27 protein-coding genes are annotated in these 26,617 nt (G+C 66.9%); 18 read left to right on the forward strand and 9 right to left on the reverse strand.

Features of this window, described 5'->3' with window-relative positions; translation table 11 throughout:
• Positions 1-21 precede the first annotated feature (21 nt).
• Positions 22-1,284: a beta-ketoacyl synthase gene (locus CAP37_RS18170; RefSeq protein ID WP_086125654.1), complete on the reverse strand. Its 1,263-nt coding sequence runs from the start codon at positions 1,282-1,284 to the stop codon at positions 22-24.
• Positions 1,285-1,287: 3 nt separating this feature from the next.
• Positions 1,288-1,527, reverse strand: coding sequence for an acyl carrier protein (locus CAP37_RS18175; RefSeq protein WP_086125655.1), 240 nt, complete (start codon positions 1,525-1,527; stop codon positions 1,288-1,290).
• 198 nt (positions 1,528-1,725) lie between these two features.
• Here CAP37_RS18175 and CAP37_RS18180 point away from each other — a divergent pair, with 198 nt between their 5' ends.
• A complete protein-coding gene (locus tag CAP37_RS18180; protein ID WP_218776882.1) occupies positions 1,726-2,397 on the forward strand; it encodes a phosphatase PAP2 family protein in 672 nt (223 codons plus the stop codon).
• On the opposite strand, the gene CAP37_RS18185 is transcribed toward CAP37_RS18180, so the two are convergent.
• From CAP37_RS18185 to CAP37_RS18200, 4 genes are all read right to left on the reverse strand, one after another.
• On the reverse strand, positions 2,387-2,884 hold the full coding sequence (locus tag CAP37_RS18185; RefSeq protein WP_179190277.1) for a GNAT family N-acetyltransferase: 498 nt from the start codon (positions 2,882-2,884) through the stop codon (positions 2,387-2,389). The genes CAP37_RS18180 and CAP37_RS18185 overlap by 11 nt on opposite strands.
• A gap of 33 nt (positions 2,885-2,917) precedes the next feature.
• Positions 2,918-3,850 (reverse strand): LysR family transcriptional regulator, encoded by a 933-nt coding sequence (locus CAP37_RS18190; protein ID WP_086125657.1) that lies wholly within the window; start codon positions 3,848-3,850, stop codon positions 2,918-2,920.
• A 63-nt stretch (positions 3,851-3,913) separates the two neighbouring features.
• Positions 3,914-5,104 (reverse strand): CaiB/BaiF CoA-transferase family protein, encoded by a 1,191-nt coding sequence (locus CAP37_RS18195; protein ID WP_086125658.1) that lies wholly within the window; start codon positions 5,102-5,104, stop codon positions 3,914-3,916.
• Positions 5,101-6,021 (reverse strand): hydroxymethylglutaryl-CoA lyase, encoded by a 921-nt coding sequence (locus CAP37_RS18200; protein WP_086125659.1) that lies wholly within the window; start codon positions 6,019-6,021, stop codon positions 5,101-5,103. Before CAP37_RS18200 ends, CAP37_RS18195 begins: the two co-directional genes overlap by 4 nt.
• Before the next feature lie 100 nt (positions 6,022-6,121).
• On the opposite strand from CAP37_RS18200, the gene CAP37_RS18205 reads away from it, so the two are divergent.
• The 5 genes from CAP37_RS18205 (at position 6,122) to CAP37_RS18225 (ending at position 12,293) form a co-directional block, all read left to right on the forward strand.
• Positions 6,122-6,868 (forward strand): IclR family transcriptional regulator, encoded by a 747-nt coding sequence (locus CAP37_RS18205; protein ID WP_086125660.1) that lies wholly within the window; start codon positions 6,122-6,124, stop codon positions 6,866-6,868.
• 477 nt (positions 6,869-7,345) lie between these two features.
• Complete coding sequence (locus CAP37_RS18210) at positions 7,346-9,571, forward strand: malate synthase G (RefSeq protein ID WP_086125661.1); 2,226 nt, start codon at positions 7,346-7,348, stop codon at positions 9,569-9,571.
• A gap of 281 nt (positions 9,572-9,852) precedes the next feature.
• Complete coding sequence (locus CAP37_RS18215; RefSeq protein WP_086125662.1) at positions 9,853-10,773, forward strand: LysR family transcriptional regulator; 921 nt, start codon at positions 9,853-9,855, stop codon at positions 10,771-10,773.
• Positions 10,770-11,066, forward strand: coding sequence for a hypothetical protein (locus CAP37_RS18220; RefSeq protein WP_086125663.1), 297 nt, complete (start codon positions 10,770-10,772; stop codon positions 11,064-11,066). The genes CAP37_RS18215 and CAP37_RS18220 overlap by 4 nt, the downstream gene beginning before the upstream one ends.
• Positions 11,067-11,126: 60 nt before the next feature.
• Positions 11,127-12,293: an ATP-binding protein gene (locus CAP37_RS18225; protein WP_086125664.1), complete on the forward strand. Its 1,167-nt coding sequence runs from the start codon at positions 11,127-11,129 to the stop codon at positions 12,291-12,293.
• Between the two features lie 5 nt (positions 12,294-12,298).
• On the opposite strand, the gene CAP37_RS18230 is transcribed toward CAP37_RS18225, so the two are convergent.
• Positions 12,299-13,048 (reverse strand): M48 family metalloprotease, encoded by a 750-nt coding sequence (locus tag CAP37_RS18230; RefSeq protein ID WP_086125665.1) that lies wholly within the window; start codon positions 13,046-13,048, stop codon positions 12,299-12,301.
• Between the two features lie 144 nt (positions 13,049-13,192).
• Here CAP37_RS18230 and CAP37_RS18235 point away from each other — a divergent pair, with 144 nt between their 5' ends.
• The 6 genes from CAP37_RS18235 (at position 13,193) to CAP37_RS18260 (ending at position 19,425) form a co-directional block, all read left to right on the forward strand.
• Positions 13,193-13,678 (forward strand): Lrp/AsnC family transcriptional regulator, encoded by a 486-nt coding sequence (locus CAP37_RS18235; protein WP_086125666.1) that lies wholly within the window; start codon positions 13,193-13,195, stop codon positions 13,676-13,678.
• Between the two features lie 352 nt (positions 13,679-14,030).
• Positions 14,031-15,119: a TRAP transporter substrate-binding protein gene (locus tag CAP37_RS18240; protein WP_086125667.1), complete on the forward strand. Its 1,089-nt coding sequence runs from the start codon at positions 14,031-14,033 to the stop codon at positions 15,117-15,119.
• 16 nt (positions 15,120-15,135) lie between these two features.
• A complete protein-coding gene (locus tag CAP37_RS18245) occupies positions 15,136-15,663 on the forward strand; it encodes a TRAP transporter small permease subunit (RefSeq protein ID WP_179190278.1) in 528 nt (175 codons plus the stop codon).
• Positions 15,656-16,981, forward strand: coding sequence for a TRAP transporter large permease subunit (locus CAP37_RS18250; protein WP_086125668.1), 1,326 nt, complete (start codon positions 15,656-15,658; stop codon positions 16,979-16,981). The genes CAP37_RS18245 and CAP37_RS18250 overlap by 8 nt, the downstream gene beginning before the upstream one ends.
• A gap of 4 nt (positions 16,982-16,985) precedes the next feature.
• Entirely contained in the window at positions 16,986-17,822 is an 837-nt protein-coding gene (locus tag CAP37_RS18255; RefSeq protein WP_086125669.1) for a sulfite exporter TauE/SafE family protein, read from the forward strand.
• A 16-nt stretch (positions 17,823-17,838) separates the two neighbouring features.
• Positions 17,839-19,425 carry a gamma-glutamyltransferase family protein gene (locus CAP37_RS18260; RefSeq protein WP_086125670.1) on the forward strand — a complete coding sequence of 529 codons (1,587 nt, stop codon included), beginning with the start codon at positions 17,839-17,841 and terminating at the stop codon, positions 19,423-19,425.
• On the opposite strand, the gene CAP37_RS18265 is transcribed toward CAP37_RS18260, so the two are convergent.
• A complete protein-coding gene (locus tag CAP37_RS18265) occupies positions 19,422-20,231 on the reverse strand; it encodes a crotonase/enoyl-CoA hydratase family protein (protein ID WP_086125671.1) in 810 nt (269 codons plus the stop codon). The two genes, CAP37_RS18260 and CAP37_RS18265, sit on opposite strands and share 4 nt — an antisense overlap.
• A gap of 32 nt (positions 20,232-20,263) precedes the next feature.
• Between CAP37_RS18265 and CAP37_RS18270 the strand changes: the two genes are divergently transcribed.
• Positions 20,264-21,403 carry an acyltransferase gene (locus CAP37_RS18270; RefSeq protein ID WP_086125672.1) on the forward strand — a complete coding sequence of 380 codons (1,140 nt, stop codon included), beginning with the start codon at positions 20,264-20,266 and terminating at the stop codon, positions 21,401-21,403.
• On the opposite strand, the gene CAP37_RS18275 is transcribed toward CAP37_RS18270, so the two are convergent.
• Complete coding sequence (locus CAP37_RS18275) at positions 21,348-22,091, reverse strand: GDSL-type esterase/lipase family protein (protein ID WP_086125673.1); 744 nt, start codon at positions 22,089-22,091, stop codon at positions 21,348-21,350. The genes CAP37_RS18270 and CAP37_RS18275 overlap by 56 nt on opposite strands.
• Before the next feature lie 56 nt (positions 22,092-22,147).
• Here CAP37_RS18275 and CAP37_RS18280 point away from each other — a divergent pair, with 56 nt between their 5' ends.
• The 5 genes from CAP37_RS18280 to CAP37_RS18300 all read left to right on the forward strand — a co-directional run bounded on the left by CAP37_RS18280 (position 22,148) and on the right by CAP37_RS18300 (position 26,616).
• Positions 22,148-22,381, forward strand: a complete 234-nt coding sequence (locus CAP37_RS18280) for a cysteine-rich CWC family protein (protein ID WP_086125674.1) — start codon at positions 22,148-22,150, stop codon at positions 22,379-22,381.
• Positions 22,374-23,870, forward strand: coding sequence for a DHA2 family efflux MFS transporter permease subunit (locus tag CAP37_RS18285; RefSeq protein ID WP_086125675.1), 1,497 nt, complete (start codon positions 22,374-22,376; stop codon positions 23,868-23,870). The genes CAP37_RS18280 and CAP37_RS18285 overlap by 8 nt, the downstream gene beginning before the upstream one ends.
• Positions 23,871-23,875: 5 nt before the next feature.
• Positions 23,876-24,640 (forward strand): class II glutamine amidotransferase, encoded by a 765-nt coding sequence (locus tag CAP37_RS18290; protein ID WP_086125676.1) that lies wholly within the window; start codon positions 23,876-23,878, stop codon positions 24,638-24,640.
• 124 nt (positions 24,641-24,764) lie between these two features.
• Positions 24,765-25,790 carry an ABC transporter substrate-binding protein gene (locus CAP37_RS18295; protein ID WP_086125677.1) on the forward strand — a complete coding sequence of 342 codons (1,026 nt, stop codon included), beginning with the start codon at positions 24,765-24,767 and terminating at the stop codon, positions 25,788-25,790.
• Between the two features lie 4 nt (positions 25,791-25,794).
• Positions 25,795-26,616 (forward strand): ABC transporter ATP-binding protein, encoded by an 822-nt coding sequence (locus CAP37_RS18300; RefSeq protein ID WP_086125678.1) that lies wholly within the window; start codon positions 25,795-25,797, stop codon positions 26,614-26,616.
• Position 26,617 lies beyond the last annotated feature (1 nt).

Genomic DNA, 26,617 nt, shown 5'->3' on the forward strand with positions numbered 1-26,617 from the left:
CATTCAGGTTCAAAAGAAGCGTCAACGCGGCGGAGCACGAAAGGCCAGCACGGCGTTGCTGCCGCCGAAGGCAAAGGAACTGGAAAGAGCGGCCTGCATGGGCACACCACGGCGACCCTCGAGCACGTGGTCGACGCCCTCGCAGGCCGGATCGATGCGGCCTGCCAGATGAGCGGTGGGTGGCACGGCCTGCTCGCGCAGCGCCAGCGCGGTCACCACGGCCTCGATGGCACCGGCGGCGCCGAGCAGGTGGCCGTGCATGGATTTTGTGGCGCTCACAGGCAGCCCGGGCGCCAGCTCGCCGAACACCTCGCGCAGGGCGGCGATTTCCACCGGGTCGCCCTCGGCCGTGGCGGTGCCATGCGCGTTGACGTAGTGAATGTCTGCCGGGGTGAGGCCACCGTCGGCGAGCGCGGAGCGCATGGCTCGAACCTGGCCTTCACGCTGCGGACGCACCAGGTGGCTGTGGTCACAACTGGTGCCATAGCCGATGATTTCTCCATGGATGCGGGCACCGCGCGCCACGGCGTGATCCCACGCCTCCAGCACCAGCGCCGCAGCGCCCTCGCCCAGCACCAGGCCGCTCCGGTCGGCGGCAAAGGGTCGGCAGGCGGTGGCCGAGGTGTCCGCACCGCCCGGCGCCATCACGCGCATGGCTTCCCAGGCGCGCACCACATGGTAGGTCTGGCACACGTCGGAGCCGCCGGCGAGCATCACATCGGCGTCGCCGCTGCGCACGCGCCGGAACGCCTCGCCGATGGCGATGCCGGAAGACGCACAGGCCGCTGTGTGGCTGGTGCTGATGCCGCCCAGCCCGAGCTGGATGGACACATGGGCGTTGACCGCGTTGTTCATGCCCTGTACGACCGAAAGCGGCGACAGACGTTCGCGGCCCTTTTGCCAGAAGTCTCGGCTGCCGCGTTCAAAGGCGGCCAGGCCCCCCAGCGCGGTGCCCCAGATGCAGCCCCAGTGCTCGCGGCTTTCGCCGCTGGCCTCTTCGGGCTGGCGCGGCAGCCCGGCATGTTCCCAGGCCAGATACGTTGCCGCCATGCCGAGCTGGGCAAAGCGCTCCATCGTGACGACCAGCGGCTTGCTCAGCGCGGCTTCGGCGTCGAAGCCCGGGCAGTTCACGAAAGGAATGGAAAGGGGACGCGGCAGGTCGTCGGTCAGGAGGTGGCGCGACGCCGACTCTCCAGCGACCAGACGCTCGAAGAAGTCGGTGATGTCGCCACCGTAGGGGCTGATCACCCCGAGGCCGGTGATCGCGACGCGGCGGGCCTGCATGGGTCAGCCGCTCTTTGCGGCGGTCAGCGTGTCAAGCGTGGCCTGCATGTCGGCCACGGTGCTGGGCAGCGGAAGGTCGGACGGGATCTGGATGCCCAGCCGGTCTTCTGCCTCGAACAGGAGTTCGGCCAGCATCAGCGAATCCACACCGAGATCGGCGAGCAGCGACGCCGGCTGCACCTGGTCCGGCTCGACGCCCAGGCGATCAACAAGAAAGGTGCGAATCAGATCGGCAGAGCTCATTTGATGGGTCCGAGTGGTGACCGGCAATTTGTAACCAGAGCAAAAGCCCGGGCATGTGAACGAATGCGGGGGGAATTCCCGGGAAGCAGCCGCCTTCTTGTTGTTGTGAGGCCTGTTGCCGGCACCACCCCGCGCGTGCTTCCAAGGGCTACGGATTATATTAGCCCCCCTCCACCGCCGATCGAGCCCCCGCACACCATGACACCCCCCCCCGATCGCGCCTGGCCCGGGCAGCTGCTGGCCCGATTCGTGACGCTCTGGTACCTCAAGGCGGTCGGCACCACCGTTTTCATGGTGCTGTTCTTCCAGGGCTATTTCTGGGTGCTGCACCATCCCACGCGCGAACCCTGGCCGGTACCGACCCTGGCCATCGACGACTGGGTGCCCTTCACGCCCGCCGGATTCGCCGCCTATGTGTCGCTCTGGGTCTACGTGTCGCTGCCTTCTGCCCTGCTGCCCAATTTTCGGGAGCTGCTGCGCTACGGCCTGTGGACGGCGGCGCTGTGCGCGTCCTGCCTGCTGGTGTTCTGGCTGCTTCCCACGCAGGCACCGGTGCCCGACATCGACTGGTCGCTGCACCCTCAGCTGGCCTTCATGAAGGGGCTGGACGCCTCGGGCAATGCCTGTCCTTCATTGCACGTGGCGTCGGCCGTGTACACCGCGTTCTGGTTGCGCCGCATTTTTTCCGAGGTGGGCGCACCCGCCACGCTGCATGTGCTGAGCGTGCTGCAATGCGTGGTGATTGTCTGGTCCACCATGGCGATCCGCCAGCACGTGTTCCTGGACGTGCTGGCCGGTGCGCTGGTGGGCTGTCTGTTTGCCTGGCTTTCGCTGCGACGCCCGGCGGCTGCCCGGGGCTTCATGCGCTGAACGAAAGACGCCAGTGCCGGCGCACCGTGGCCGGGTCTTCGTCGGGTGGTGCAGGGGGCAACAAGGCAAAGCCCAGCCTGGCCAGCAGTGCCTGGGAGGCGTCATTTTCCGCGTGCGTGTAGGCGTGCATCTCGCGCAGCTTCAACTGGCGATCGCCATAGTTCATCCAGGCCAGCGCGGCCTCGCGCATCAGGCCCTGGCCACGCGCTTCGGGCAGCAGCGCGTAACCCAGCTCCACGTCGGGTGAACCTTCCCTGACGAGCAAACCACACAGGCCCACCGGGCGCGGCTCGGGCGCCTTCAGGTCCATGGCGCACAGCCCGATGCCGAGCGCGGCGTACATGGCGATGGGGCCTTCGCGCAGGTAACGCAGGGCGTCCTCCAGCGAGTGCACCGACTTGTCGCCGATGTAGGCGAGCCAGTCGGCGTCGTTCACGAGCTTGAGGATGAAGGGCGCATCGGCCTCGGTGAGAGGTCGCAATCGCAACCGGGAGGTTTCCAGCGCCGGCGGCATGGCGGTTCAGCGTGCGCCGGCGCCGGCCCAGAATTCCGGCCGCGCGTACTCGTGCTTCAGAAAATCGATCCACAACCGCACCCGCAGCGCCAGGTGCTTGCGCTGCGGAAACAGCGCAAAAATGCCGTTGGGCGGCGCGGCGAAATCGTCGAGCACGCTCTCCAGCCGGCCAGCGGCAATGTCGGCCTCCACCTCCCAGGTGCTGCGCCAGGCAATGCCGTAGCCCGCGAGGCACCATTCGCGCAACACCTGGCCGTCGGTGCAGTCCAGCGGGCCACCGGGGCGCAAATGAACGATGGTCTTGTCGCCGCCATCGGTGGGCACGGCGAAGGCCCAGCCCCGGGTCTGCGAGGCGTCGCTGGACAGCGTGAGGCAGTCGAAACGCGCCAGATCGGCCGGTGTTTGCGGGCTTCCGTGCTGTCGCAGGTAGCGCGGCGTGGCCACGCACAGCCGGCGGTTGTCGGCCAGGCGTACGCTCACCAGCGATGAATCGGGCAGATCGCCCACGCGAACGGCGCAGTCGTAAGCCTCGCCGGCCACGTCCACCACGCGGTCGCTGAGGTTGAGCGAGATCGTCACCTCCGGGTGCAGTTCGCGAAAGCGCGGCACCAGCGGTGCCACATGCCGCCGCCCGAAGCCGGCTGGCGCGGTGATGCGCAGGTGGCCACTGGCCTTGACGCCACCAGCGCTCACGCTGGCCTCGGCGTTCGCCATGTCCACCAGCAGGCGCTGGCAGTCCTCCAGAAAGGCGCTGCCTTCATGGGTGAGGGTGATGCGGCGCGTGGTGCGCACCATGAGCTTCACGCCCAGCCGGGCCTCCAGGGCATCGAGCCGGCGTCCGATGATGGCCGGGGCCACGCCCTCGGCTTTGGCGGCCGCGGTCAGGCTGCCGCGCGTGGCCACGGCCACGAAGGTTTCGAGTTGTTTGAGTTTGTCCACCGGGGCAGATTACCCCACTCTGACGCACGGACGCATGACAGATCTGACAGGATTGATGACTTTTCAGTCTGCTTTGAGCACCGTGCGGCTGAGTTGGGCCGCCTGTTCGCTCGAATAGCCCAGAGAGGTCAGCAGTTCGTCGCTGTGTTCGCCGAGCCGGGGTGGGCTGCGGCGCACGCCCAGGCGTTCGCCGTCGAGCGCCAGCGGCAGCAGCACGGTCTGGGCGGTTTCGCCGGCGCGCTGGCCATCGGGCAGGGTGATGGGTGCGAGCCCGCCGGTGGCGCACAGGTGCGGGTCGTCCAGCAGCTCATGGGGTTTGGTGATGGGCGCAAAGGGCAGGCCGTGGCGTTCGAACAGCGCGGCCAGTTCGGCCGCCTTCTGCAGCGCAAGGCGTTCGCGCAGCAGGGGAATGAGCCAGTCTCGCGCGCGCACCCGGTTGTTGTTGCCCATCAGGCGCGCATCGGCTTTCAGGTCCTGGTAGCCGAAGGCTTCGCAGAAGATCGCCCACTGCGTGTCGCTCACCACAGCCAGAAAAATCTGTTCACCGCCGGCCACCTGAAACACGTCGTAGATGCCCCAGGACGAAATGCGGTCGGGCATGGGCGCGGCGGGCTGGCCGGTCACGGCAAACTGCATCATGTGCTGCGCGACGAGGAACACGTTGTTCTCGAACAGCGAGCTCTGCACCTCGCAGCCTTCGCCAGTTTTCTCGCGCGCGCTCAGAGCGGCCATGACGCCGATGGCGCCGAACAGGCCGCCCATGATGTCGTTCACCGACGAACCGGCACGCAGCGGATCGCCAGGACGCCCGGTCATGTAGGCCAGGCCGCCCATCATCTGCACCACTTCATCGAGCGCGGTGCGGTGGTCGTACGGCCCAGGCAGGAAACCCTTGTGGCTCACATGAATCAGGCGCGGGTTGAGTTTTTTCAGGCTCTCGTAGTCCAGCCCCAGCTTCTTCATGGTGCCGGGCTTGAAGTTCTCGCTGACCACATCGGCGGTGGCAATCAGCTTCAGCACGGCCTCCTGGCCTTCGGGCGACTGCAGGTCGAGCACCAGGCTTTTCTTGTTGCGGTTGAACAGCGGGTAAAAACCCGCGCCCGAGCCGAGCAGGCGGCGCGTGTTGTCGCCAGTGGGTGGCTCGACCTTGATGACCTCGGCACCCAGATCGGCCAGCACCATGCCGCAGGTGGGCCCCATGACCATGTGGGTGAATTCAACGACGCGCAGACCTTCAAAGGGGAGTTTTTTCATGGGTAGAAATTCTTGGGCAGACCGGCTTCAGGCGTCATGCCGTACACGGGCTCACCGGGCAGGCCAGCTTTGAGCGGCTCGCGCGCGGCGATGAGTCTGGAGATGTCGACGCCGGTGCGCACGCCCATGGCCTCGAACATGAAGACCAGGTCTTCGGTGACCACGTTGCCGGAAGCGCCGGGCGCATAGGGGCAGCCGCCCAGGCCGCCCAGCGAGGCATCAAACGTGCGCACGCCCACATCGAACGCCGCCAGGCAGTTGGCGAGGCCGAGGCCGCGCGTGTTGTGCATGTGGGCGGCGCCCGCGCGTTCGCCGAGCTCGGCGCGCAAGCGGGTGAACAGGCGGCGCACCTGCGCCGGGTTGGCCATGCCGGTGGTGTCGGACAGGCCCACTTCGTCGGCACCCGCATGCACGCAGGCCACGGCCAGCCGGATCACGTCGTCTTCAGCCACCGAGCCCTGCAGGGTGCAGCCGAACGCGGTGGACAGGCCGACCTCCATGGCCACATCGGGCGCCGTGTCCCGCCGCTGCGCGTGCACTTCGCGCAGTTCAACCAGCATCTGCTCGCGCGTCTTGCGCACGTTGGCCAGCGAATGCGCCTCGCTCGCCGACACCGGCAGGGTGATCTTGTGCACGCCGCCGGCCAGCGCAGCCTCGGCGCCGCGCCGGTTGGGTACCAGCGCCATCACGGTGAGGCCGTCGTGCCGCAGCGCATGGCGAACCACATCCGCCACATCCGCCATCTGCGGCAGCAGCTTGACCGGCACGAACGAGCCCACCTCGATCTCGCGCAGACCGGCCGCCACGAGCGCGTCGATCCAGCGCAGTTTGTCGGCTGTGGGCATGGTGGCCCGGACGGACTGGAGCCCATCGCGAGGACCGACTTCGCTGATGAGGACTTCGGGGGTGGGAGACATGAAAAGGAGTGGAAGGCTTGCGTTTCGTTAGACAGAACGATATTCTCTCTGATGAAAGAATGGCAGATCATCCCGACGCTGTCAACCTGAGCCGATCTCCATGCCCCGCAAAGCGCAGACCCCATCCGTTGCCGACGCGCACGCCGCCACGGGCGGCACCGCCGCGGTGGACCGCGCGCTCTCGCTGCTTGGCGCGTTCCGCCCGGGCGACGCAGCCCTGTCGCTGGCCGAGCTGGCCGAACGCACCCGGCTCTACAAGAGCACGGTGCTGCGCCTGCTCGCGTCGCTCGAACACGCGCACCTGCTGCAACGGCTGGACGATGGGCGCTATGCCCTCGGCGGCGAGGTGGCGCGGCTGCACGGCATTTACGCGGCGTCGTTTTCGCTCGATCGCGTGGTGATGCCCGTGCTTCGCCAGCTGGTGGCCGCTACCGGCGAAAGCGCCGCGTACCACGTGCGCCAGGGCCAGGCGCCCAACCAGACGCGCCTGTGCCTCTACCGCGTGGATTCACCGCACCCGGTGCGCGACCACATTCGCGCAGGCGATGTGCTGCCGTTGCACCAGGGCACGGGTGGGCGTGTGCTGTCGGCCTATGGCGCGGGAGACGACAGCCGTAAGGCCACCCAGGCCGAGAAGCGTCTGCACGCCCGCATTCGGGCCGATGGTTTCATGACCGCCGTGGGCGACCGCCTGGCGGAAGTGGCCGGCATCTCGGCGCCGGTGTTTCATGTGGACGGATCGATTGCGGCTTCGCTCACGCTGACCATGCCGGCGCATCGCTTTGACGAGCGGCATGTGACGCGGGTGCTGACGGCGGCACGTCAGTTGAGTGGTCGGGTGGGGTAGACGCTGCCTCAGCGTTGAGGCCAGTCGCCAGCTCGATGCGCGCTTGCGCCACGCTGGCAATGGGAAAGGGGCACTCGTCTGCCCAAAGCTCGGGGTGTCGTTCCAGCTCCGGCACACAACTTTGAAACTGCAGCCCCTCACGAGAGCCGCGCAGCACCCCGAAGATCATGTAGGTGAACATTGAATAGCCTCCTTGGCCCCTTCGCCGAAACTGACCGGGCGTTGTTTGAGCCTGCGTTCATGCTGCCACAGGCGCATGACAGCGGAAATGCAGTCTGGTCAGCGCTGGGCATATGACGTGAGATTCTTCTCGCGATCAGGCATCTGCTGAGGCCCGGCTCATTACCATCGCCGAAGTCACAGATCAGTCGCAAAAAAGCTCTTCAATGCGCGCCCAGGTGTGGAATACAGTCCATCCATGCACGAGCCTGCCGTTCCTGCCCTCGTCTTCTGTTCACTCATCCGCTGGAGCCCCCCATGACACAACGCACTGCCATCCACGGCCTTCAGGTCGCCACCGAACTGTTCGACTTCATCAACCAGCAGGTGCTGCCTGGCACGGGTGTGGAGCAGGAGAAATTCTGGAAGGGCTTTGACGCCATCGTGGCCGACCTGGCGCCCAAGAACGCCGCGCTGCTCGGCGAGCGCGACCGGCTGCAGGCCGAGCTGGACACCTGGCACGCGGCCAACCCGGGCCCGATTCGCGACATGGCGGGTTACCGCAAGTTTCTGGAGACCATCGGCTATCTGGTGCCAGAGCCGAAAAACGCCAAGGCCACGACCAAGAACGTGGACGACGAGCTGGCGGTGCAAGCTGGCCCGCAACTGGTGGTGCCGATCCTGAACGCACGCTATGCGCTCAACGCAGCGAATGCGCGCTGGGGCTCGTTGTACGACGCGCTGTACGGCACCGACGTGATCTCCGAAGACAAGGGCTGCGGCAAGGCCGGCCCCAAGGGCGGCTACAACCCCAAACGCGGCGCCAAAGTGATTGAATACGCGCGCCACGTGCTGGACCGCACCGCGCCACTGAAGAAGGGCTCACACGTGGGCTCCACGGGTTACCGCATCAACAAGGACGGTGATCTGGTGGTCGCACTCGCCGATGGCGGCACGAGCAAGCTGGCCGACAAGTCGCAACTGGTGGGCTACCAGGGCGAAGCGAAGAACCCGAGCGCCGTGCTGCTCCAGCACAACGGCCTGCACCTGGACATCCAGATCGATCGCAACACGCCCATCGGCAAGAGCGATGCGGCCGGCGTGAGTGACCTCGTGGTGGAAGCCGCGCTCTCCACCATCCTCGATCTGGAAGACTCGATTGCCGCCGTGGACGCCGAAGACAAGGTGCTGGCTTACCGCAACTGGCTGGGCATTCTGCAGGGCACGCTGACCGAATCGGTGAGCAAGGGTGGCAAGACCTTCACGCGCGGCCTGAATGCCGACCGCGAGTACACGGCGCCCAACGGCAAGAAGAACGCGGTGCGCCTGCACGGCCGCTCGCTCATGTTCCTGCGCAACGTCGGCCACCTCATGACCAACCCCGCGATCCTCTGGGGCGCCGAGGGCAAGGAAATTCCCGAAGGCATCATGGACGCGGTGGTCACCACCACCATCGCCCTGCACGACCTGAAGCGCTCGAAGAAGGATGCGATCCGCAACTCGCGCAAGGGCTCGGTCTACATCGTCAAGCCCAAGATGCACGGCCCGCGCGAGGTGGCATTTGCCGCCGAACTGTTCGGCCGCGTGGAACAGTTGCTCGGCCTCAAGGACAGCACGGTCAAGCTCGGCATCATGGACGAGGAACGCCGCACGTCGGTCAACCTCAAGGCCTGCATCGCCGCCGCCGCCAGCCGCGTGGCCTTCATCAACACCGGCTTCCTCGACCGCACCGGCGACGAGATGCACACCGCCATGCTGGCCGGCCCCATGGTGCGCAAGGGCGACATGAAGGCCAGCGCCTGGATCCAGAGCTACGAAAAGAACAACGTGATCGTGGGCCTGAGCTGCGGCCTGCGCGGCAAGGCGCAGATCGGCAAAGGCATGTGGGCCATGCCCGACCTCATGAAGGCCATGCTCGAACAGAAAATTGCCCACCCCAAAGCCGGCGCCAACACCGCGTGGGTGCCCAGCCCCACGGGCGCCACCTTGCACGCCCTGCACTACCACCAGGTGCTGGTGAGCGAGGTGCAGAAGGGCCTGGAGAAAGCAGCCGCTCAATCCGACCCGGTGCGCGATCGCGACAACCTGCTGACTGGCCTGCTCACCATTCCCGTGAGCAGCAACCCGAACTGGAGCGACGCCGAGAAGCAGCAGGAACTGGACAACAACGCGCAGGGCATCCTGGGCTATGTGGTGCGCTGGATCGACCAGGGCGTGGGCTGCTCCAAGGTGCCTGACATCCACAACGTCGGCCTGATGGAAGATCGCGCCACGCTGCGCATCTCCAGCCAGCACATGGCCAACTGGCTGCACCACGGCATCGTGACCGAAGCGCAGGTGATCAAGACCTTCGAGCGCATGGCCGCTGTGGTGGACCAGCAGAACGCCGGCGACCCGTTGTACAAGAAGATGGCCGGCAACTTCAAGACCAGCATGGCCTACCAGGCCGCACTGGACCTGGTGTTCAAGGGCAAGGCGCAGCCGAGCGGCTACACCGAGCCGCTGCTGCATGCCTGGCGGTTGAAGGTGAAGGCCGCGAGCTGATCAGCCTTCTACTCTTCAGCGCCCGCCGCAGCCAGTTCAACACAGCAGAACCGCAGGCCCGAATCGCAACTCGGCGCTCGCGCTCAGCTTGACGGCGAACGCCGTCGATCAGGGCTGCGTAGGCTTCGGGTGACAGGGTGGCGTAAAGGTTTTCCGGGTTCATGCTGCGCTCCTTCAAGGGGGTGGCTGCACTCTAGGCATCCAACCACCGAGCGGAAACGCCGCGCGGTTCACAACGGTTTTGCATCCCGTGCAAGGCAGAAGTCCCTACCATCGCACGCATGGACAACCTGGCCTTCGACGACCTGAAACTCTTCGCCCGTGTGGCGGCGCTGGGCAGCCTGTCTGCGGCGGCGCGCGAGCGTGATGTGCCGGTGAGTCAGGTGTCGCGCGCGCTCGTCCGCATCGAGAAAACCTCTGGCGTGCGCCTGGTGCACCGGTCCACGCACGGGCTGTCGCTCACCGCCGAAGGCGAAACCTTTCTGAGCTATTGCCAGCGCATCACCGGCGCGCTCGACGAGCTCCAGGGTGAGTTCGCGCAGCAGACGGGTGGCGCCAGCGGCCTGGTGCGCGTAGCGGCCAGCACCGTGATCGCGCAGTATTTTCTGCTGCCGAGCCTCGCTGAGCTGAACCGACGGCATCCTCTGCTGCGGGTGGATCTGGAGGTAAACGACCGGCTGACGGACCTGGTGCGCGATGGCGTCGACATGGCGATCCGCAGCGGATCGTCGTTGCCCGACACGCAGGTGGCGCGTGCCCTTGGTCACCTGGGCCGCGCCCTCTACGCAGCACCCGCTTACGCCGAACGCGCCGGCCTGCCACAACACCCTTCCGAGCTTCACCGGCACCGGCTCATCACCAACACCGCTGCCCCGCACCTCAACCAGTGGCCCTTCATTGTGGACGGGCACGCGTTGAAGTGGCCGGTGGAAGGCTACTGGCGCACCAACAGCACTGGCATGGCCGCGAGCATGGTGATGCAGGGCCTGGGCATCGGCCGGCTCGCCACGCTGGCGGCCGAACCCCTGGTGCGGCAAAGGCTGTTGGTGCCGGTGCTGGCCGATTTCGTGGATGACCAGCCCGTGCCTCTGTACGCCGTCACTTCCACGGCGCGCCAGCGGCTGCCCAAGATTCAGGCCTGCATCGATTTCTGGGTGGAGTGGATTGCGCAGGGACACCAGCCCTCGGTGACGACCCCATGACCGGGTCCCTGCACTACCTGATCTTCGACGCCAGCGACGACGGGGAAGGCACCGGCACCTGGGACGCCATGGCCAGCGTGCGCGCCGCACAGCTGCCCGAGGCAATGAAGGAGGTGCAGGCCGTGCTGGCCTGGGCCGAGGCCCACAGCCCCGGCCCGCGCGGCCCACTGGACGAAGGTGGTGCGTGGGACGCCGACCAGTTGATGCAGACCGAAGGCGACTGGACGACGATCACGCTGACGATCAGCGGGCCTTGGGAATGGGGTGAGGCGATGCTGGCGGCGTTGGCTTGAGCCCACCACTGACTCCAAGCATCCTTGCAAAACATGGAATTAAACTCCATAATTGCAAGGATGTTTGATCGCCAAGCCACTCCCCAGCTGCTCGAAGAACTGGCCCACATGCCCGCCGTGGCACTGTTGGGGCCAAGGCAGGTGGGCAAGACCACGCTTGCGCTGGAAGTCGCGCAACAGCGCCCAAGCCTCTATCTGGATCTGGAGTCGGAACGCGACCGTGCACGTCTGTCGGAGCCGGAGCTGTACCTGTCACAGCACCAGGACAAGCTCGTCATATTCGACGAAGTGCATCGCACACCCGCGTTGTTCCCAGTGCTGCGCGGCCTGATCGACCAGGCGAGACGCGATGGTCGGCGCCAGGGGCTCTACCTGCTGCTGGGCTCTGCGTCGCTCGACCTGCTGCAGCAATCGGGCGAGACGCTCGCAGGCCGTATCGCCTACCTGGAGCTGGGTCCTCTGACCACCATGGAAACCGGCGCAGAGGCCGCCGACGCGCTGTGGCTGCGTGGTGGCTTTCCGGACAGCTTCACCGCGGCCGACGACGCGCGCAGCCTGCGCTGGCGGCAAAACTTTATCCGCACCTACCTCGAGCGCGACATCCCGCAACTCGGACCACGCATCGCAGCAGAAACCTTGCGGCGCTTCTGGACCATGCTGGCCCATCAACAGGGCGGCCTGCTCAACGTAGCCCAGCTTGCGCGCAACCTCGGCGTAGACGCCAAGACCGCTCACAGCTACATCGATCTGCTGTGTGACCTGCTGCTGGTGCGCCGCCTGCAGCCCTGGCACGCCAATGTGGGAAAGCGCCTGGTCAAGTCGCCCAAGGTCTATGTGCGCGACAGCGGTCTGGTGCACGCGCTGCTGGACATCGGTTCCATGGAGGGGGTGCTGTCGCATCCAGTGGTGGGGGCCAGTTGGGAAGGCATGGTGGTGGAAAACCTGCTGACCTGCGCCGCGCCCGGCGTGCAAGGCCACTTCTACCGCACCAGTGGCGGAGCGGAGATCGACCTGCTGCTAAGCCAGCAGGACGGCACGCTGTGGGCGGTCGAAGTCAAACGCAGCCTGCGCCCCAAGGTGGAGCGCGGTTTCCATTCCGCCTGTGAAGACCTGAATCCGCAGCACAAAGTGGTGGTGTATCCGGGAAAGGAGATCTACCCGCTGGGACATGGCATAGAGGCGATGCCTCTTGGTGAACTTTGCCGACGTCTGTCAACAAGTCGATAGCCTGTTCATTTGCGCCCAGCGCCCAGCGCAGCGTCCCGCGCCTTCCACAGCCGCTCCTTCACATCCGGGTGCGACGATCCCATCAGCAGATTCAGCCCCGTGGCTTCCGTGCCGTGGATCTTGGCGAGCACGCTCACCATGGCCGCCGGATCACGACCCACCAGGCGCAGCAGCTCGATGCCGCGCACATCGGCGGCGTGTTCCTGCGCATGCAGTTCTTCGCGGGCCGCGCGGGCGGCGGGTGAGCGGGGGTTGAACATTTCCAGCGCCATGCGGTCGCGGGCGTCTTCGATGCGCAGGTCGGCTAGCCCCAGCCGCTCCAGATTTGTGCAGGCCTCCACCAGCGAATCCCGGCCTTCGATGTGGGCGAGTTCGTGGGCGATGACGGCCGCAATTTCGTCATCAGACAGCGCCTGCTTCTCGCTCCACATGGCGCTGGTGAGGATGACCAGGCCGTGGTCGGCGGCGTAGGCGTTGAGCTCGCGGTCTTCGTAGGCGAGCAGGTGGATGCTGGGGCCGGCGCGCAAGCGGGGCGAGGCGGCGATCAGGCTGGCCATGATGCGGTGCAGCTTCTGCGGCGCGGCGACCACGGGGTGCTGGTCCATCAGGTCGATGACCTGGGCCTCGTCGAGCACACGCAGTTCGTGGGCGCGGGCGGGGTCGTCCAGGCAGGCGCTGTGGGCCGCCAGCGGTGCCATCAGACACACCAGCAGCCGGCGCGAGGCGCAAAGGAAAAAACGAGCTATACCGTTCATACCGTTTCCTGAGCCCCGTTGTACGCCTCTGCGCGGCTCACCACCAGCCCTCGGGGTCTCGCAAGAGTCACCTGCGCGATGAACGGCAGTGGGCGGGTGCCCTGCGGCGCACGGGCCTGGCCCGCCTGTTGCTTCGTCTCCTCCATGACCCAGAATCCCCCCCACCAGGCCGCCGACGTCGCCCTGAGCAAACTCGACAGCGCGCTGCTCAACATACTGGTGAAAGACGGCCGTGCCTCGTTCGCCGACATCGCACGCCAGCTCGGCATTTCGCGTGCGCACGCCCGGGCCCGCGTGCAGACCCTGCAGGCCAACGGCGTGATCGAGCTGTTTGCGGCGGTGATCAACCCCGAGAAGCTGGGGCAGGTGAACTCGACGTTTCTCGATATCCAGGTGGCGCCAGCGGCCATCGAGCGCATCGCGCAGGAGCTGGCCGACTGCGCCGAGGTGGTGAGCCTCTACATCATGAGCGACCTCAAAAGCCTGCATGTGCACGCACTCACCGAGAGCCCCGAAACCTTCGAGGCCTTCGTGCGCCGCCACATCTTCAACCGCCCGGAGATCCTGTCGGTGGATTGCAAGACCCTGCTCACGCGGGTCAAGAACCGGCGCGGCGGCGCGCGCCTGTAGAACGCGCCCGGATTGGTGCGCGCGCACCGGCAGCGTGCGAAACGACCGTTTGTGCACCCGGTGTCCGCCAGAGGGCGGGCATGGTTTCCATGCGTGGCCCGTTCCCTCCTTTCACTTGACAAACGGCACCCCGATGGCGAATCACTGAACATTCGGCACGGGGCACCGGGTCGGCCAGCCCTCCGCACGTGCACCAAGTCGGAAGCCTTGCAGCCGAAGCGGCGGGAAATGCTGGCAAATCAAGGACTTGGCCGTGCGAAACGCATGGCATGGCGCTTGCGAAGAGGGGTGGATGTCGCTTTACAAACGGCAGCGTTTTTCCACCCAACCCGCCATCCACAGGAGTGCCGCCATGTCCCTGATCCGCCGCCAGTTCCTTTCACGCGCCGCCCTCGCCACGAGCGTGCTCGGTGCCCCCGCGCTCGCACAGGCCCAGTCGGCCACCAAATTCAACTGGAAGATGACGAGCGCCTACGGCAAGGGCTCGCCGTTCTATATGGACGGCCCGGGCAGCGCGACCGATCTCGCCAAACGCATCCGCGAGATGTCCGACGGGCGCCTGAACATCCAGGTGTTCGGCGCGGGCGAGCTCATTCCCGCTTTCGAGGGCTTCGATGCCGTGCGCGCGGGCACGGTGGAGATGAACCACGCCAACGCCTACTTCTGGACCGGCAAGACCGCCGCCGCGCAGTACTTCACCGCCGTGCCCTTCGGCATGAACTTCCAGGGCATGAACGGCTGGCTGTACGACGGCGGCGGCATCGACCTCTGGAACGAGGTCTACGCACCTTTCGGCATGGTGGCCCTGCCCTGCGGCAACACCGGCGTGCAGATGACGGGCTGGTTCAAGAAAGAGATCAAGACCGTGGCCGACCTGAAAGGACTGAAGATGCGCATCCCCGGCCTGGCCGGCAAGGTGTACGCCAACCTGGGTGTGGACGTGAAGGTGCTGCCGGGCGGCGAGATTTTCCCTGCGCTGGAGCGCGGCGTGATCGACGCGGCCGAGTTCGTGGGCCCGTTCCAGGACCGTCGCCTGGGCCTGCAGAAAGCCGCCAAGTATTACTACACCACCGGCTGGCACGAGTCGTCCACGGTGTCCGAACTGCTGATCAACAAGGCCGCGTGGGACAAGCTGCCCGCCGACCTGAAGGCCATCGTGACCAACGCCTCGGCAGCGTGCAACGTGATCAGCGAGGGCTGGTGCCAGAAGGCCAACTCCGAAGCGATGGAAGACCTGATCAAGAACCAGGGCGTGATCGCGCGGCCGCTGCCGGACGACGTGGTCAAGGCGCTGAAGGTGGAGACCGACAAGGTGCTGGCCGATGCCATCAAGGACCCGCTGACGAAGAAGGTGCACGACTCCTACTTCGCCTTCAAGGCCAAGTACGACCGATGGAGCGAGATCAGCGAAGAGGCCTACCACCTCAAGGTTCGCGGCTGAAGCGGAGCGCAGAAACATGCTGAAGGCACTGCGGCCGCTGGCCACGCTTGTTGAAGGGGCCATCGACCGCATCGGCGGGCTCACCGCCTGGATCGCGCTGGTGATGATCGGCCTCGTCGCCACCAATGTGATCCTGCGTTACAGCTTCAGTTTCGGATCGGTGTGGGCGCAGGAACTCGAGTGGCACCTGCTGGCCGCCCTGATCCTGCTGGGCATGGCCCACGCGCTGCAGCGCGGCGAGAACGTCCGCGTGGACCTGTTCTACACGCGCTACTCGCCCCGCACCAAGCGCGTGGTCGATGTGATCTCCGCGCTGCTGCTCATCACCGTGAGCTTGCTGTTCATCTGGCTCTCGCTGGGCTATGTGGAGCAGTCGCGCTCGATCAGCGAGGCATCGCCGGACCCCGGCGGCATTCCCCTGCGCTGGCTGGTGAAATCGCTCATTCCGCTGGGCTACGGCCTGCTGGTGCTGCAACAGCTCGCGCAGCTGGTGCGCCTGCTCGACGCACCGCTTGAAACGCCCGGGGAGTCGACCCATGTTTGAGATGTCGACCTACGCGGTCCTCATGCTGGTCGGTTTCTTCGCGATGCTGATGATCGGCATCCCGGTCGCCATCAGCCTGGCCGTCAGCGGTTTCGTGTTCGGCTGGCTGGGTTTTGGCGAGACGCTGTTCAACCTGATTCCCGCGCGCTTCTACGGCATTGTCAGTGGCTACCAGTGGATGGCGATTCCGCTGTTCGTCTTCATGGGGGTGATGCTGGAAAAATCGCGCCTGGCCGACGACCTGCTGGACGTGATGGGTCACATCGCCGGCGGGCTCAAGGGCGGCATGGCCATCGGCATCGTGCTGTTCGGCGTGCTCATGGGGGCCACCACTGGCATCGTGGGCGCGACCATCATCACGCTCGGGCTGCTCACGCTGCCCACCCTGATCCGGCGCGGTTACGACAAGAGCGTGGCCTGCGGCGTGATCTGCGCTTCCGGCACGCTGGGCCAGATCATTCCACCCAGCCTCATCCTGATCCTGCTCTCGGACATCATGCAGCTCTCGGTGGGCACGCTGTTCGCCGCCGCCGTGGGCCCGGGCATGCTGCTGGCGGGTGTGTACATCGTCTATCTGGTGATCATGGGCTGGCTGCGCCCGGGCACCATGCCGCCGATTCCCATCGCCGAGCGCGACGCGGTGTCGCGCCGCCAGCTCTGGGTGCGCTTCTTCAAGGTGCTGGTGCCGCCGGTGATGCTGGTGGTGGCCGTGCTGGGCTCCATTGTCGGCGGCATCGCCGCCCCCACGGAGGCCGCCAGCATGGGCGCGGTGGGCGCGGTGGTCATCACCGCGCTCTCGGGCCGCTTCACCTGGAAGACGCTGAAAGACACCGCGCTGGACACCAGCAAGATCACCGCCATCATGATGTTCATCCTCATGACCGCGCAGGTGTTCGCGCTCTCGTTCCGGGGCCTGCACGGCGAAGACCTGATCGCCGGGATGTTCGAGGCGTTGCCAGGCGGCGTGAACACCGCCATCTGGTTCATGATGCTCATCATCTTCGTGCTCGGCTTCTTCGTCGAGTGGATCGAGATCAGCTACATCGCGGTGCCGCTGTTCCTGCCCATCCTCATCAACCTCGGCGTGGACCCGGTGTGGCTGGCGATGCTGATCACGGTGAACCTGCAGTCGAGCTTCCTCACGCCGCCGTTTGGCTGGGCGCTGTTCTACCTCAAGGGCGTGGCGCCGCCCGAGGTGAACATCAAGGACATCTACAAGGGCGTGGTGCCTTTCATCGGCCTGCAGTTCGTCGCGCTCGTGCTGCTGTTCCAGTTCCCGCAGATCGCGCTCTGGCTGCCCAAGGCGATCGGCTGGTAGCACCATGGAGATCTTTCAACAGCACAGCACCGTCTGGCTGCTGGGCCTGGCGCTCGCCCTGCTCGCCACCGGGCTGGTGGCGGGCGTGCTGGCCGGCCTGCTCGGTGTGGGCGGTGGCATCGTCATCGTGCCGGTCCTCTACCACCTGTTCACGCTGCTGGGCATCGACGAATCGGTGCGCATGCATGTGACCGTGGGCACCTCGCTCGCCACCATCGTGCCCACTTCCATCATGTCCAGCCGAGCACACCGCCAACGCGGCAGCCTGGACATGTCGCTCATTCGCCGGCTGATGCCCTGGGTGGTCATCGGCGTGCTGGTGGGTTCGGTGGCCAGCCGCTTCCTCAGTGGCCTGTCGCTCACGGCCGTGTTCGCTTCGGTGGCGCTGGTGGTGGCCATCAACATGGCGTTCAAGCGCGACGGCTTTGCGCTGCGTGACGGCCTGCCCGGCACGCTGGGCACGGCCGCCATCGGCAGCGGCATCGGCGGCGTATCCACGCTGATGGGCATCGGCGGCGGCACGCTCAGTGTGCCGATTCTCAACGCCCTGCGCGTACCCATGCACACCGCGGTGGGCACCGGCGCCATGCTGGGCATGGTCATCAGCATTCCAGGCGCCGTGGCTTTTTTGCTCAACGGGCTCGACGTGCCGCTGCGCCCGCCCTTCAGCCTGGGCTATGTGAACCTGCTCGGCATGGCGATCATCGTGCCGGCCACCCTGCTCACCACCGGCTGGGGTGCGAAACTGGCGCACCGCATCGATGCCCGGCGTCTGCGGCAGGTGTTCGCGGCGTTCCTGGCGCTCACCGCCATCCGCATGTTCTACGGACTGCTCACATGAAGAAGAGACCCTCACCATGATCCATACCCTCAAAGCCCTGGGCGGCATGCTGGTTGCCCCGCATCACCTGGCCGCGCAGGCCGGGCGGGATGTGCTGCGCGACGGCGGCAACGCGGTGGAGGCCATGGTGGCAGCGGCGGCCGCGATTGCGGTGGTCTACCCGCACATGAACGCCATTGGCGGCGACGGCTTCTGGCTGATCCACGAACCCGGCAAGCCCATGGTGGCCATCGACGCCTGCGGCCCGGCCGCCGCGCTCGCCTCGCGCGATTTTTACGCCGGGCTCGATGCGATTCCCGCGCGCGGCCCCACCGCCGCGCTCACCGTGGCCGGCACCATTGGCGGCTGGGCGAAAGCGCTGGAGGTGGCAGCTCCGTGGGGCTCGGCCCTGCCACTTTCCCGCCTGCTGGCCGATGGCATCCGCCACGCCCACCATGGCGTGGTGGTGACCAACAGCCAGGCCCAGCTCACGCGCGACAAACTCGCCGGCCTGAAGGACGCGCCCGGTTTCGCACACACCTACCTGGTCAATGGTGCGCCTCCCGAGGCGGGCCACCTGCTGAAGCAAGCCGCGCTGGGCCAGACGCTGGCCACGCTGGCCGAGCGCGGGCTTGACGACTTCTACCGGGGCGAACTGGGCGCACGCATCGGTGCCGAGCTAGAACGCGTGGGAAGCCCGCTGCGCACCAGCGACCTCGCGGCGTACGCGGCGCAACTCGTCGAACCCCTCGCCGTGCAGCTGAAAGACAGCACCGTCTACAACCTGCCGCCGCCCACACAAGGCCTGGCGGCGCTCATGATCATTGGCCTGTTCGAGCGACTGGGCGTGACCGAGGGTGAAGGCTTTGCTCACCTGCACGGCCTGGTGGAAGCCACCAAGCGCGCTTTCCGGGTGCGCGAGCGCGTGGTGACCGATCGCAGCCGCCTGCCGGCCGATCCACAGTCCTTGCTGGAGGCCGCCGCACTCGATGCCCTGGCCGCACAGATCGATTCAAAGAAAGCCCTGCCCTGGCCCGACCCCGCCGCACCGGGCGACACGATCTGGATGGGTGCGATCGACGCGCAAGGCCGCGCGGTGAGTTTCATTCAGAGCGTGTACTGGGAGTTCGGCTCGGGCACCGTGCTGCAGGACACCGGCATCTGCTGGCAGAACCGCGGCACCAGTTTCTCGCTGGACCCGAAAGCGCTCAACAACCTGCAACCCGGGCTCAAACCCTTCCACACGCTCAACCCTTCGCTGGCGGTGTTCCACGACGGCCGCGTCATGCCCTTCGGCACCATGGGCGGCGAAGGCCAGCCGCAAACCCAGGCCGCCGTGTTCACGCGCTACGCCCGCTTCGGGCAGCCCCTGCAGCAAGCCGTGAGCGCGCCGCGCTGGCTGCTGGGCCGCACCTGGGGCGATGAGAGCACCACGCTCAAGCTGGAGAACCGCTTCGACCCCGCGCTGGTGGCCCAACTGCGCACAGCCGGCCATGTGGTGGATGTGCTGCCCGAGGCTTTCAGCGACACCATGGGCCACGCGGGAGCGCTGGTGAGGCACGCCAGCGGCGTGATCGAAGGCGCGGCCGATCCGCGCAGCGATGGGCTGGTGGCGGGCGTTTAACGGCCCTGAAACCGCGCCGCGCGCCGCTCCCTGAACGCCAGCACACCCTCGCGCGCGTCCTCACTCTGCGAGAGCCGCTGCTGCGTAGGCTCAAATTCGGCCGCCGCAGCCAGCGGCCCTTCTTCCACCGCCTTGCGCGCGTTCAGGCGCGTAGCCACCACGGCGAGCGGCGCCTGCAGCGCGATCTGGCCCGCGATGCGCAGGGCTTCGTCAAGCTCGCTGCCGGCGGGCACCACACGCTGCACAAAGTTCAGGCGCAGGGCCTCGGCGCTGTCGAACACATCGGCCGTGAGCAGGTGCAGCATCGCGTTGCCCAGGCCCGAGCGCTCGGCCATGCGCAGCGTGGCGCCGCCTGTGGCCATGATGCCGCGCTGCACTTCGAGCTGCGAGAAGCGGCCATCGTCCGCCGCCACCACGATGTCGGCCGCGAGCATGAGCTCGATGCCGATGGTGTAGGTGATGCCCTTGACCGCCACCACCACCGGCTTGTCGCGCCGCCGGTATCCGGCACGCCCCACGTCGGTCGGGTCGACGAGGCCTGGCGTGATGGCGCGCTCGCCGCGCTGCATCAGCGGTGCGAAGGCCGGCAGGTCGAGCCCGGCGGTGAAGTGATCGCCCATGGCGTGCAGCACGCCCACGCGCAGGGCCGGGTCGTCGTCCAGCTGCGTGTAAGCCTCAGCCAGCGCCTGCAGCATGGCGGGTGTGAAGCCGTTGCGCTTGGCTGGTCGGTCAATGCCCATCAGCAGAATTTGATCGCGCACCTCGGTGACGATGCGGCCTTCGGGGGGCGTGGTGGTGGTGTTCATGCCGCTACCATAACGCGTACCCACAGGCGCCCATGTCCCCCACTTTGCCTCTCAGCCCACCCGAAGGCGCGCCCCAGCGCCTGATGCTGATCGACGCCTTCAAGGCCGTGGCATCGCAGCTCATCGTGCTGCACCACCTGGCCTTTTACGGCCCCATGTCCGACTGGACGCACCGCGTGCTGCCCGACCTGGTGGCCTGGTTCAGCCAGGACGCGCGCATGGCGGTGCAGGTGTTCCTGGTGGTGGCGGGTTTCCTGGCGGCGCGCAGCCTGGCGCCCGCGGGCGCGCTGGCTCCCACGCAATCCCCCGGCCGTCTGCTGTGGCAGCGGTATGTGCGCATCGCCCTGCCCTACACGGCGGCGCTGGTCGTGGCGGTGGTGTGCACCGAGCTGGCCCGGCAGTGGATGGCGCACGACTCCTTGCCCGAGCGAGCGGAATTCTGGCAGTTCGTGTGGCATGCGCTGCTGCTGCACACCTTGCTGGATGTGGACTCGCTCTCGGCCGGCGTGTGGTACGTGGCGATCGACTTCCAGCTCTACGCCTTGCTGCTTGGCCTGCTGTGGATCTCGCGCGGCGTGCGTGGGCCCTGGCCACAGGTGCTGGTGGCGGTGGGGGTGCTGGTCTCGCTGTTTCATTTCAACCTCGATGCCGACTGGGACGCCTGGGCGCTGTATTTCTTCGGCGCCTACGGCATGGGCGTGCTCACCGGGTGGGCCACGCGCAACCCGGCCGCTTGGCGCGAGGGCCGCTGGCCCATGGCCGCGCTGCTGGCGCTGGTGTTCCTGGCCCTGGCGCTGGATTTTCGTGCGCGCATTGCGCTGGCGCTGGTGGTCAGCGCGGTGCTGGCGGCGGCGCAGTTGCACGGCTGGCTCACCACCTGGCCCCGCAGCCGCGCGGTGGGCTATCTGGGGCGCATTTCCTACTCGGTGTTTCTGCTCAATTTTCCGGTGGCGCTGGTGGTCAATGCGCTCTTCACGCGCTACGGCAGCGCCGACCCACTGGTGCAGACGCTGGGCGTGCTGCTGGCCTGGCTGGCCTGCAACCTGGCCGGTGCCGCCTTTCACCACGCGGTGGAGCAACCGCTCGGTCGCCTGGGCCGCGCGCGTCAAACACCGGTCAACGCGCCGGCGCCAGCACCGGCGCCAGTGCCGCCTGGCTCATCAACTCCGTGAACCACACGCGGTAACCTGCATCGCTCGGGTGCAGGCCGTCCACCGCATTCAGCCCGGGCTGCTGCACAAACGGATCGCTGGCCTTGTCCTTGTACAGGTTCACGTACACGGCGCCATGACGCTGCGTGGCTTCTCGCACCAGGCCGTGCAACGTGCTGGCGCGCGAACTCATGAACCACGAGACCGGCGGGTAGAAGAACGGCGCGTTGCCCACGTTGCCGGCCGGCATGAGGATCACGCGGTCGGCGCGCGCCTTCGCCAGTGTGAGCACGCGGTCGATGTCGGCGCCCACGGTGTCCATGTTGCGCAGGCGAATCACGTCGTTGCCGCCGGCCTGAATCAAGACCAGGTCGTAGCGATCGGCGCCACCGAGCTGGTTCGCCACGTCGTCGAATTTTGCGCCGTCGCGAGCGCGGTTGTCGATGCGCAGGCGCGGGTATTCGCGCGCCAGCAGGCCGGCCAGGCTGGTCTGCGGCGAACTCGCGCCGGTGCCCACGGCCGTGCTGTCGCCCACGATCAGCAGGCGCAGCGCCGGGCTGGCCGGGCTGTGCTGCAGCGGCTCGCTGCGCCGCGCCAGATCGCCCGCCTGGCCGATGCGCCACACCGTGCAGCCCGACACCGTGAGCAGCGCCAGCACCACGAGGCCGGCGAGCAGCAGGGTCCAGGGCCAGGAAGAAGGGGTGGTCATGGGGCGCAAACTAACATAGCCTTCAGCGTGCGCCTGCCCACGCCCGAAAAGCCCCCATGCCCACCACCCCGTCCGCCTTCGACCCCACGCGCTGCCCGCTCTGCGGCAACGACAACCGCTGCGCCATGGAAATCGAGCGCGAGACCGGCGAGGCCCAGCCCCCCTGCTGGTGCGTGAGCGCGAGCTTTCCGCCGGGCCTGCTGGACACCCTGCCCGAGGCCGCGCGTGGCCAGGCCTGCCTGTGCCCGGGCTGCGTGGCGGCGGCCGCACAGAAGGCCGGCGGTGGCTGAGGAGCGCGACAACTCCCTGCCCGCGCTGCAGGCGCGCCACGGGCCACGCTACCGCTGGCTGCTGCTGTTCGTGGTGATGGTGGGCACGGTTGCGTCCATCATGTCCTCGACCATCATCAACGTGGCCATCCCCGACCTGAGCCAGCACTTTGCGCTCGGGCAGGAGCGCGCGCAGTGGGTGTCTTCAGGCTTCATGGCGGCCATGACGGTTTCCATGCTCACCACGCCCTGGCTGCTCTCGCGCTACGGCTACCGCCGCACCTACATGGGCTGCATGTGGATGCTGCTGATCGGTGGCGTGGTGGGCGGCTTTGCCAACCACTACCCGCTGGTGCTGACCGCGCGCGTGGTCGAAGGCCTGGCGGCGGGCGTGGTGCAGCCGATTCCGGCCATCATCATCCTGCGCGCGTTCGAATCGAACGAGCAGGGCCGCGCCAGTGGCGTCTTCGGCATGGGCGTGGTGCTCGCACCCGCGCTCGGCCCCAGCATCGGCGGCCTGCTGGTAGACGGCTTCGGCTGGCGCTCGATCTTCTTCATGGTGGTGCCGTTCTGCATCGTTTCGCTGTGGCTGGCGCAGCGCTATGTGCCCACCTCCGCGCCGGGTGGCGTGGCGGCCAACCGCACCGGCGCCGCGCTGGACTGGCGCGGTCTGCTGCTGGCCACGGCCGGCACGCTGTGCCTGCTGAATGGCCTGGTGGAACTGCACGGCGGCACCGCGCTGGCTGCCGGCTCGCTGCTGGGTGCGGCGGCGGTGCTGCTGCTGGTGTTTGTGTGGCTGCAACGCCGCACGCTCAAGAAGCGCAGCCACGGCCACGGCATCGACCCACTGATGAACCTTTCGTTGTTCACCGACCGGCGCTTCGCCATGGGCAGCATCGTGGCCTTCATCTACGGCATCGCGCTGTTCGGCTCCACCTACCTGCTGCCGGTGTACATGCAGATGGGGCTGGGCCTTTCGCCCTCTTACGTGGGCACCATCCTGCTGCCGGCGGGCATCGTGCTCGCGCTGTGCATTGCGATGGTGGGCCGTCTGGCCGACCGGCAACCCACGCACCGTCTGGTGACCATCGGCCTGGTGCTGCTGACGGCGTCGTTCGCGCTCATGATCACCGTGAACCCGGAGCGCCCCACACAAGTGATTCCGCTGCTGGTGATCTGGGCGGTGCTCGGGCGCATCGGGCTCGGCTTCATATTGCCTTCGCTCAACATCGGCGCCATGCGCGGTCTGGACCGCATGCACATTCCGCAGGGCGCGAGCGTCATCAACTTCTTGCGCATGCTCGGCGGCGCCGCCGGCGTGAGCCTGTGCGGCATCGTGCTCGAATGGCGGTTGGCCGCGCATGGAGCGCAGCTCGAATCCGGGGCCACCGGCGCCGAACGCATGGACGCGTTCAACGAGACTTTTCTCATGCTGGCCGCGATTTGTGCGCTGGCGATCGTGGCGGCGCTCAAGCTGCGGGCAGCGCCTTCCACTGAAGGGGCAAAATAGCCTTCATGTGTCAGCTCCTTGGCCTCAACTGCGCCACCCCCACCGACGCTTCGTTCAGCTTCACCGGCTTCTGCCAGCGCGGGGGCAATACCGACCACCACGCCGATGGCTGGGGCATCGCCTTTTTCGAGGGCAAGGGCCTGCGCCTGTTCGTGGACCACGCGAGCGCCGCCAATTCGCCCATGGCGGAGTTCCTGCAGGGCTACCCGCTCAAGAGCCGCAACATCATTGCCCACGTGCGCAAGGCCACCATCGGTGAAGTGGCGCTGGAGAACGCGCACCCCTTCGTGCGCCAGCTCTGGGGACGGCAATGGGTGTTTGCCCACAACGGCGATCTGAAGGACTACCACCCGCCCCTTCACAGCCTGTTTCGCCCGGTGGGCACCACCGACAGCGAGCGAGCCTTCTGCTGGCTGATGCAGGAGCTGGCGAAATCGCACGCCAGCCTGCCCGATGTGAACGAGCTCACGCTGACGCTGCAGGAACTGCTGCCGCAAGTGCGCCGCTTCGGCACCTTCAACTTTCTGCTCTCCAACGGCGAAGCCCTGTGGGCGCACTGCAGCACCAGGCTGCACTGGCTGGTGCGCCAGCATCCCTTTGCGCAAGCCACGCTGATGGACCGCGACTGGACCGTGAACTTCGCCGACCTGAACCAGCCCGGCGACCGCGCCGCCGTGGTGGTGACCACGCCGCTCACCAGCAACGAGCAGTGGACCGCCTTCGAGCCCGACGAGCTCAAGGTGTTCGTGGACGGCCTGCCGCTGGCCTGAGCGGGTTTCTCGGGGATGTCCCGGGTGGCAATCGGATGCAAGTCAAGGCCTACTATCATGGCCCGCGCATGTGCCACCGAAGCGCCGCGCCCAAGCTCCCCCTCTCACCTCAGGAGACAACACCGTGCAAAGACGACACCTCATCGCAGGCGGCCTGGCCGCTGCCACCCTGCCCAGCTTCACGTTCGCACAGACGCTGGAAAAGCCCAAGGCCACCATTGCGGTGGGCGGCAAGAACCTGCTGTATTACCTGCCGCTCACCGTGGCCGAACAACTGGGCTATTTCAAGGCCGAAGGCCTGGACCTCACCATCGTGGACTTCGCCGGTGGCTCGCGCGCCCTGGCCGCGGTGGTGGGTGGCAGCGCCGATGTGGTGTCGGGCGCTTTCGAGCACACGGTGAACATGCAGTTCAAGGGTCAGCCCATGCGCGCCTTTGCGCTGCAGGGCCTGGCGCCGCAGATCGTGCTGGGCGTGAACCCCAAGACCATGCCGAACTTTAAGACCGTGGCCGACCTCAAGGGCAAGAAGATCGGCGTGACCGCGCCGGGCAGTTCCACCAACGTGATGGTGAACTTTGTGCTGGCCAAGGCGGGCCTGAAGCCCAGCGACGTGAGCATTGTGGGCGTGGGCGCGGGCAACGGTGCCGTGGCCGCCATGCGCGCGGGCCAGATCGACGCCATCAGCAACCTCGACCCCGTCATCACCCTGCTCACGCGCTCGGGCGACCTGAAGATCGTCACCGACACGCGCATCGTGAGCGAGGCCGAGAAGGTGTTCGGTGGCCCCATGCCCGCCGGCTGCCTGTATGCGCCGCAGCCCTTCCTGGACAAAAACCCCAACACCGCGCAAGCCATGGCCAACGCCATCGTGCGGGCCAACAAGTGGATTCAGGCCGCTGGCCCGGGCGACATCATCAAGGCCGTGCCCGAGAGCTACCTGCTGGGCGACCGCGCGGTTTACATCGACGCCTTCATGGCCGCCAAGGGCGCACTCTCCAAGGATGGCAGCTTCCCCGCCAAGGGCTCGGACACCGCCTACAAGGCGCTGGCCAGCGTGGACGCCGAAATTGCCAAGGCCAAGCTCGACCTGAACGCCGTGTACACCAACGCTTTCGTGCAGAAGGCCAACGCCAAGTACCCGAAGGGCTGAACACGTGAGTTCGACGAGCCCCGCGATCGACCTGCAGGGTGTTGCCTGCACATTCATCAGCAAGGACGACCCCGGTCAGCGCTACACCGCCGTGAGCAACGTGACGCTGACCGTGGGCGCGGGCGAGTTCGTGAGCGTGGTGGGCCCCACCGGCTGCGGCAAGAGCACGCTGCTGAACGTGTCCGCCGGCCTGCTGGCGCCCAGCACCGGCACGGTGAAGGTGTTCGGCGAAACGCTGAATGGCATCAACACCCGCGCCGGCTACATGTTTCAAACCGAGAGCCTCATGCCCTGGCGCACCGCGCTGGGCAACGTGATGGCGGGCTTGTCGTTCCGGGGCGTGGCCGAGGCCGAGGCGAAAGCGCAGGCCGAGGAATGGCTGCGCCGCGTGGGCCTGGGCGGTTTTGGCGACCGCTACCCGCACCAGATGAGCGGCGGCATGCGCAAGCGCGCCAGCCTGGCGCAGACGCTGGTGCTCGACCCCGACATCATCCTGATGGACGAGCCCTTCTCCGCACTCGACATCCAGACACGCCAGTTGATGGAGAACGAAGTGCTGGACCTGTGGGCCGCCAAGAAAAAGGCGGTGCTGTTCATCACGCACGACCTGGATGAAGCCATCGCCATGAGCGACCGCGTGATCATCCTGAGTGCCGGCCCGGCCAGCCACCCGATCGGTGAATTCATCATCGACATTCCGCGCCCGCGCGACGTGGCCGAGATCAAGACCACCCGGCGCTTCGTCGAACTGCACGCCGCCATCTGGTCCGTGATGCGGGAAGAAGTGCTCAAGGGTTACCAGCAGCAACTGCAGAAAGCGGCCTGAA

The sequence above is a fragment of the Hydrogenophaga sp. IBVHS1 genome, from assembly GCF_002127265.1.
Taxonomy (GTDB): domain Bacteria; phylum Pseudomonadota; class Gammaproteobacteria; order Burkholderiales; family Burkholderiaceae_C; genus Hydrogenophaga.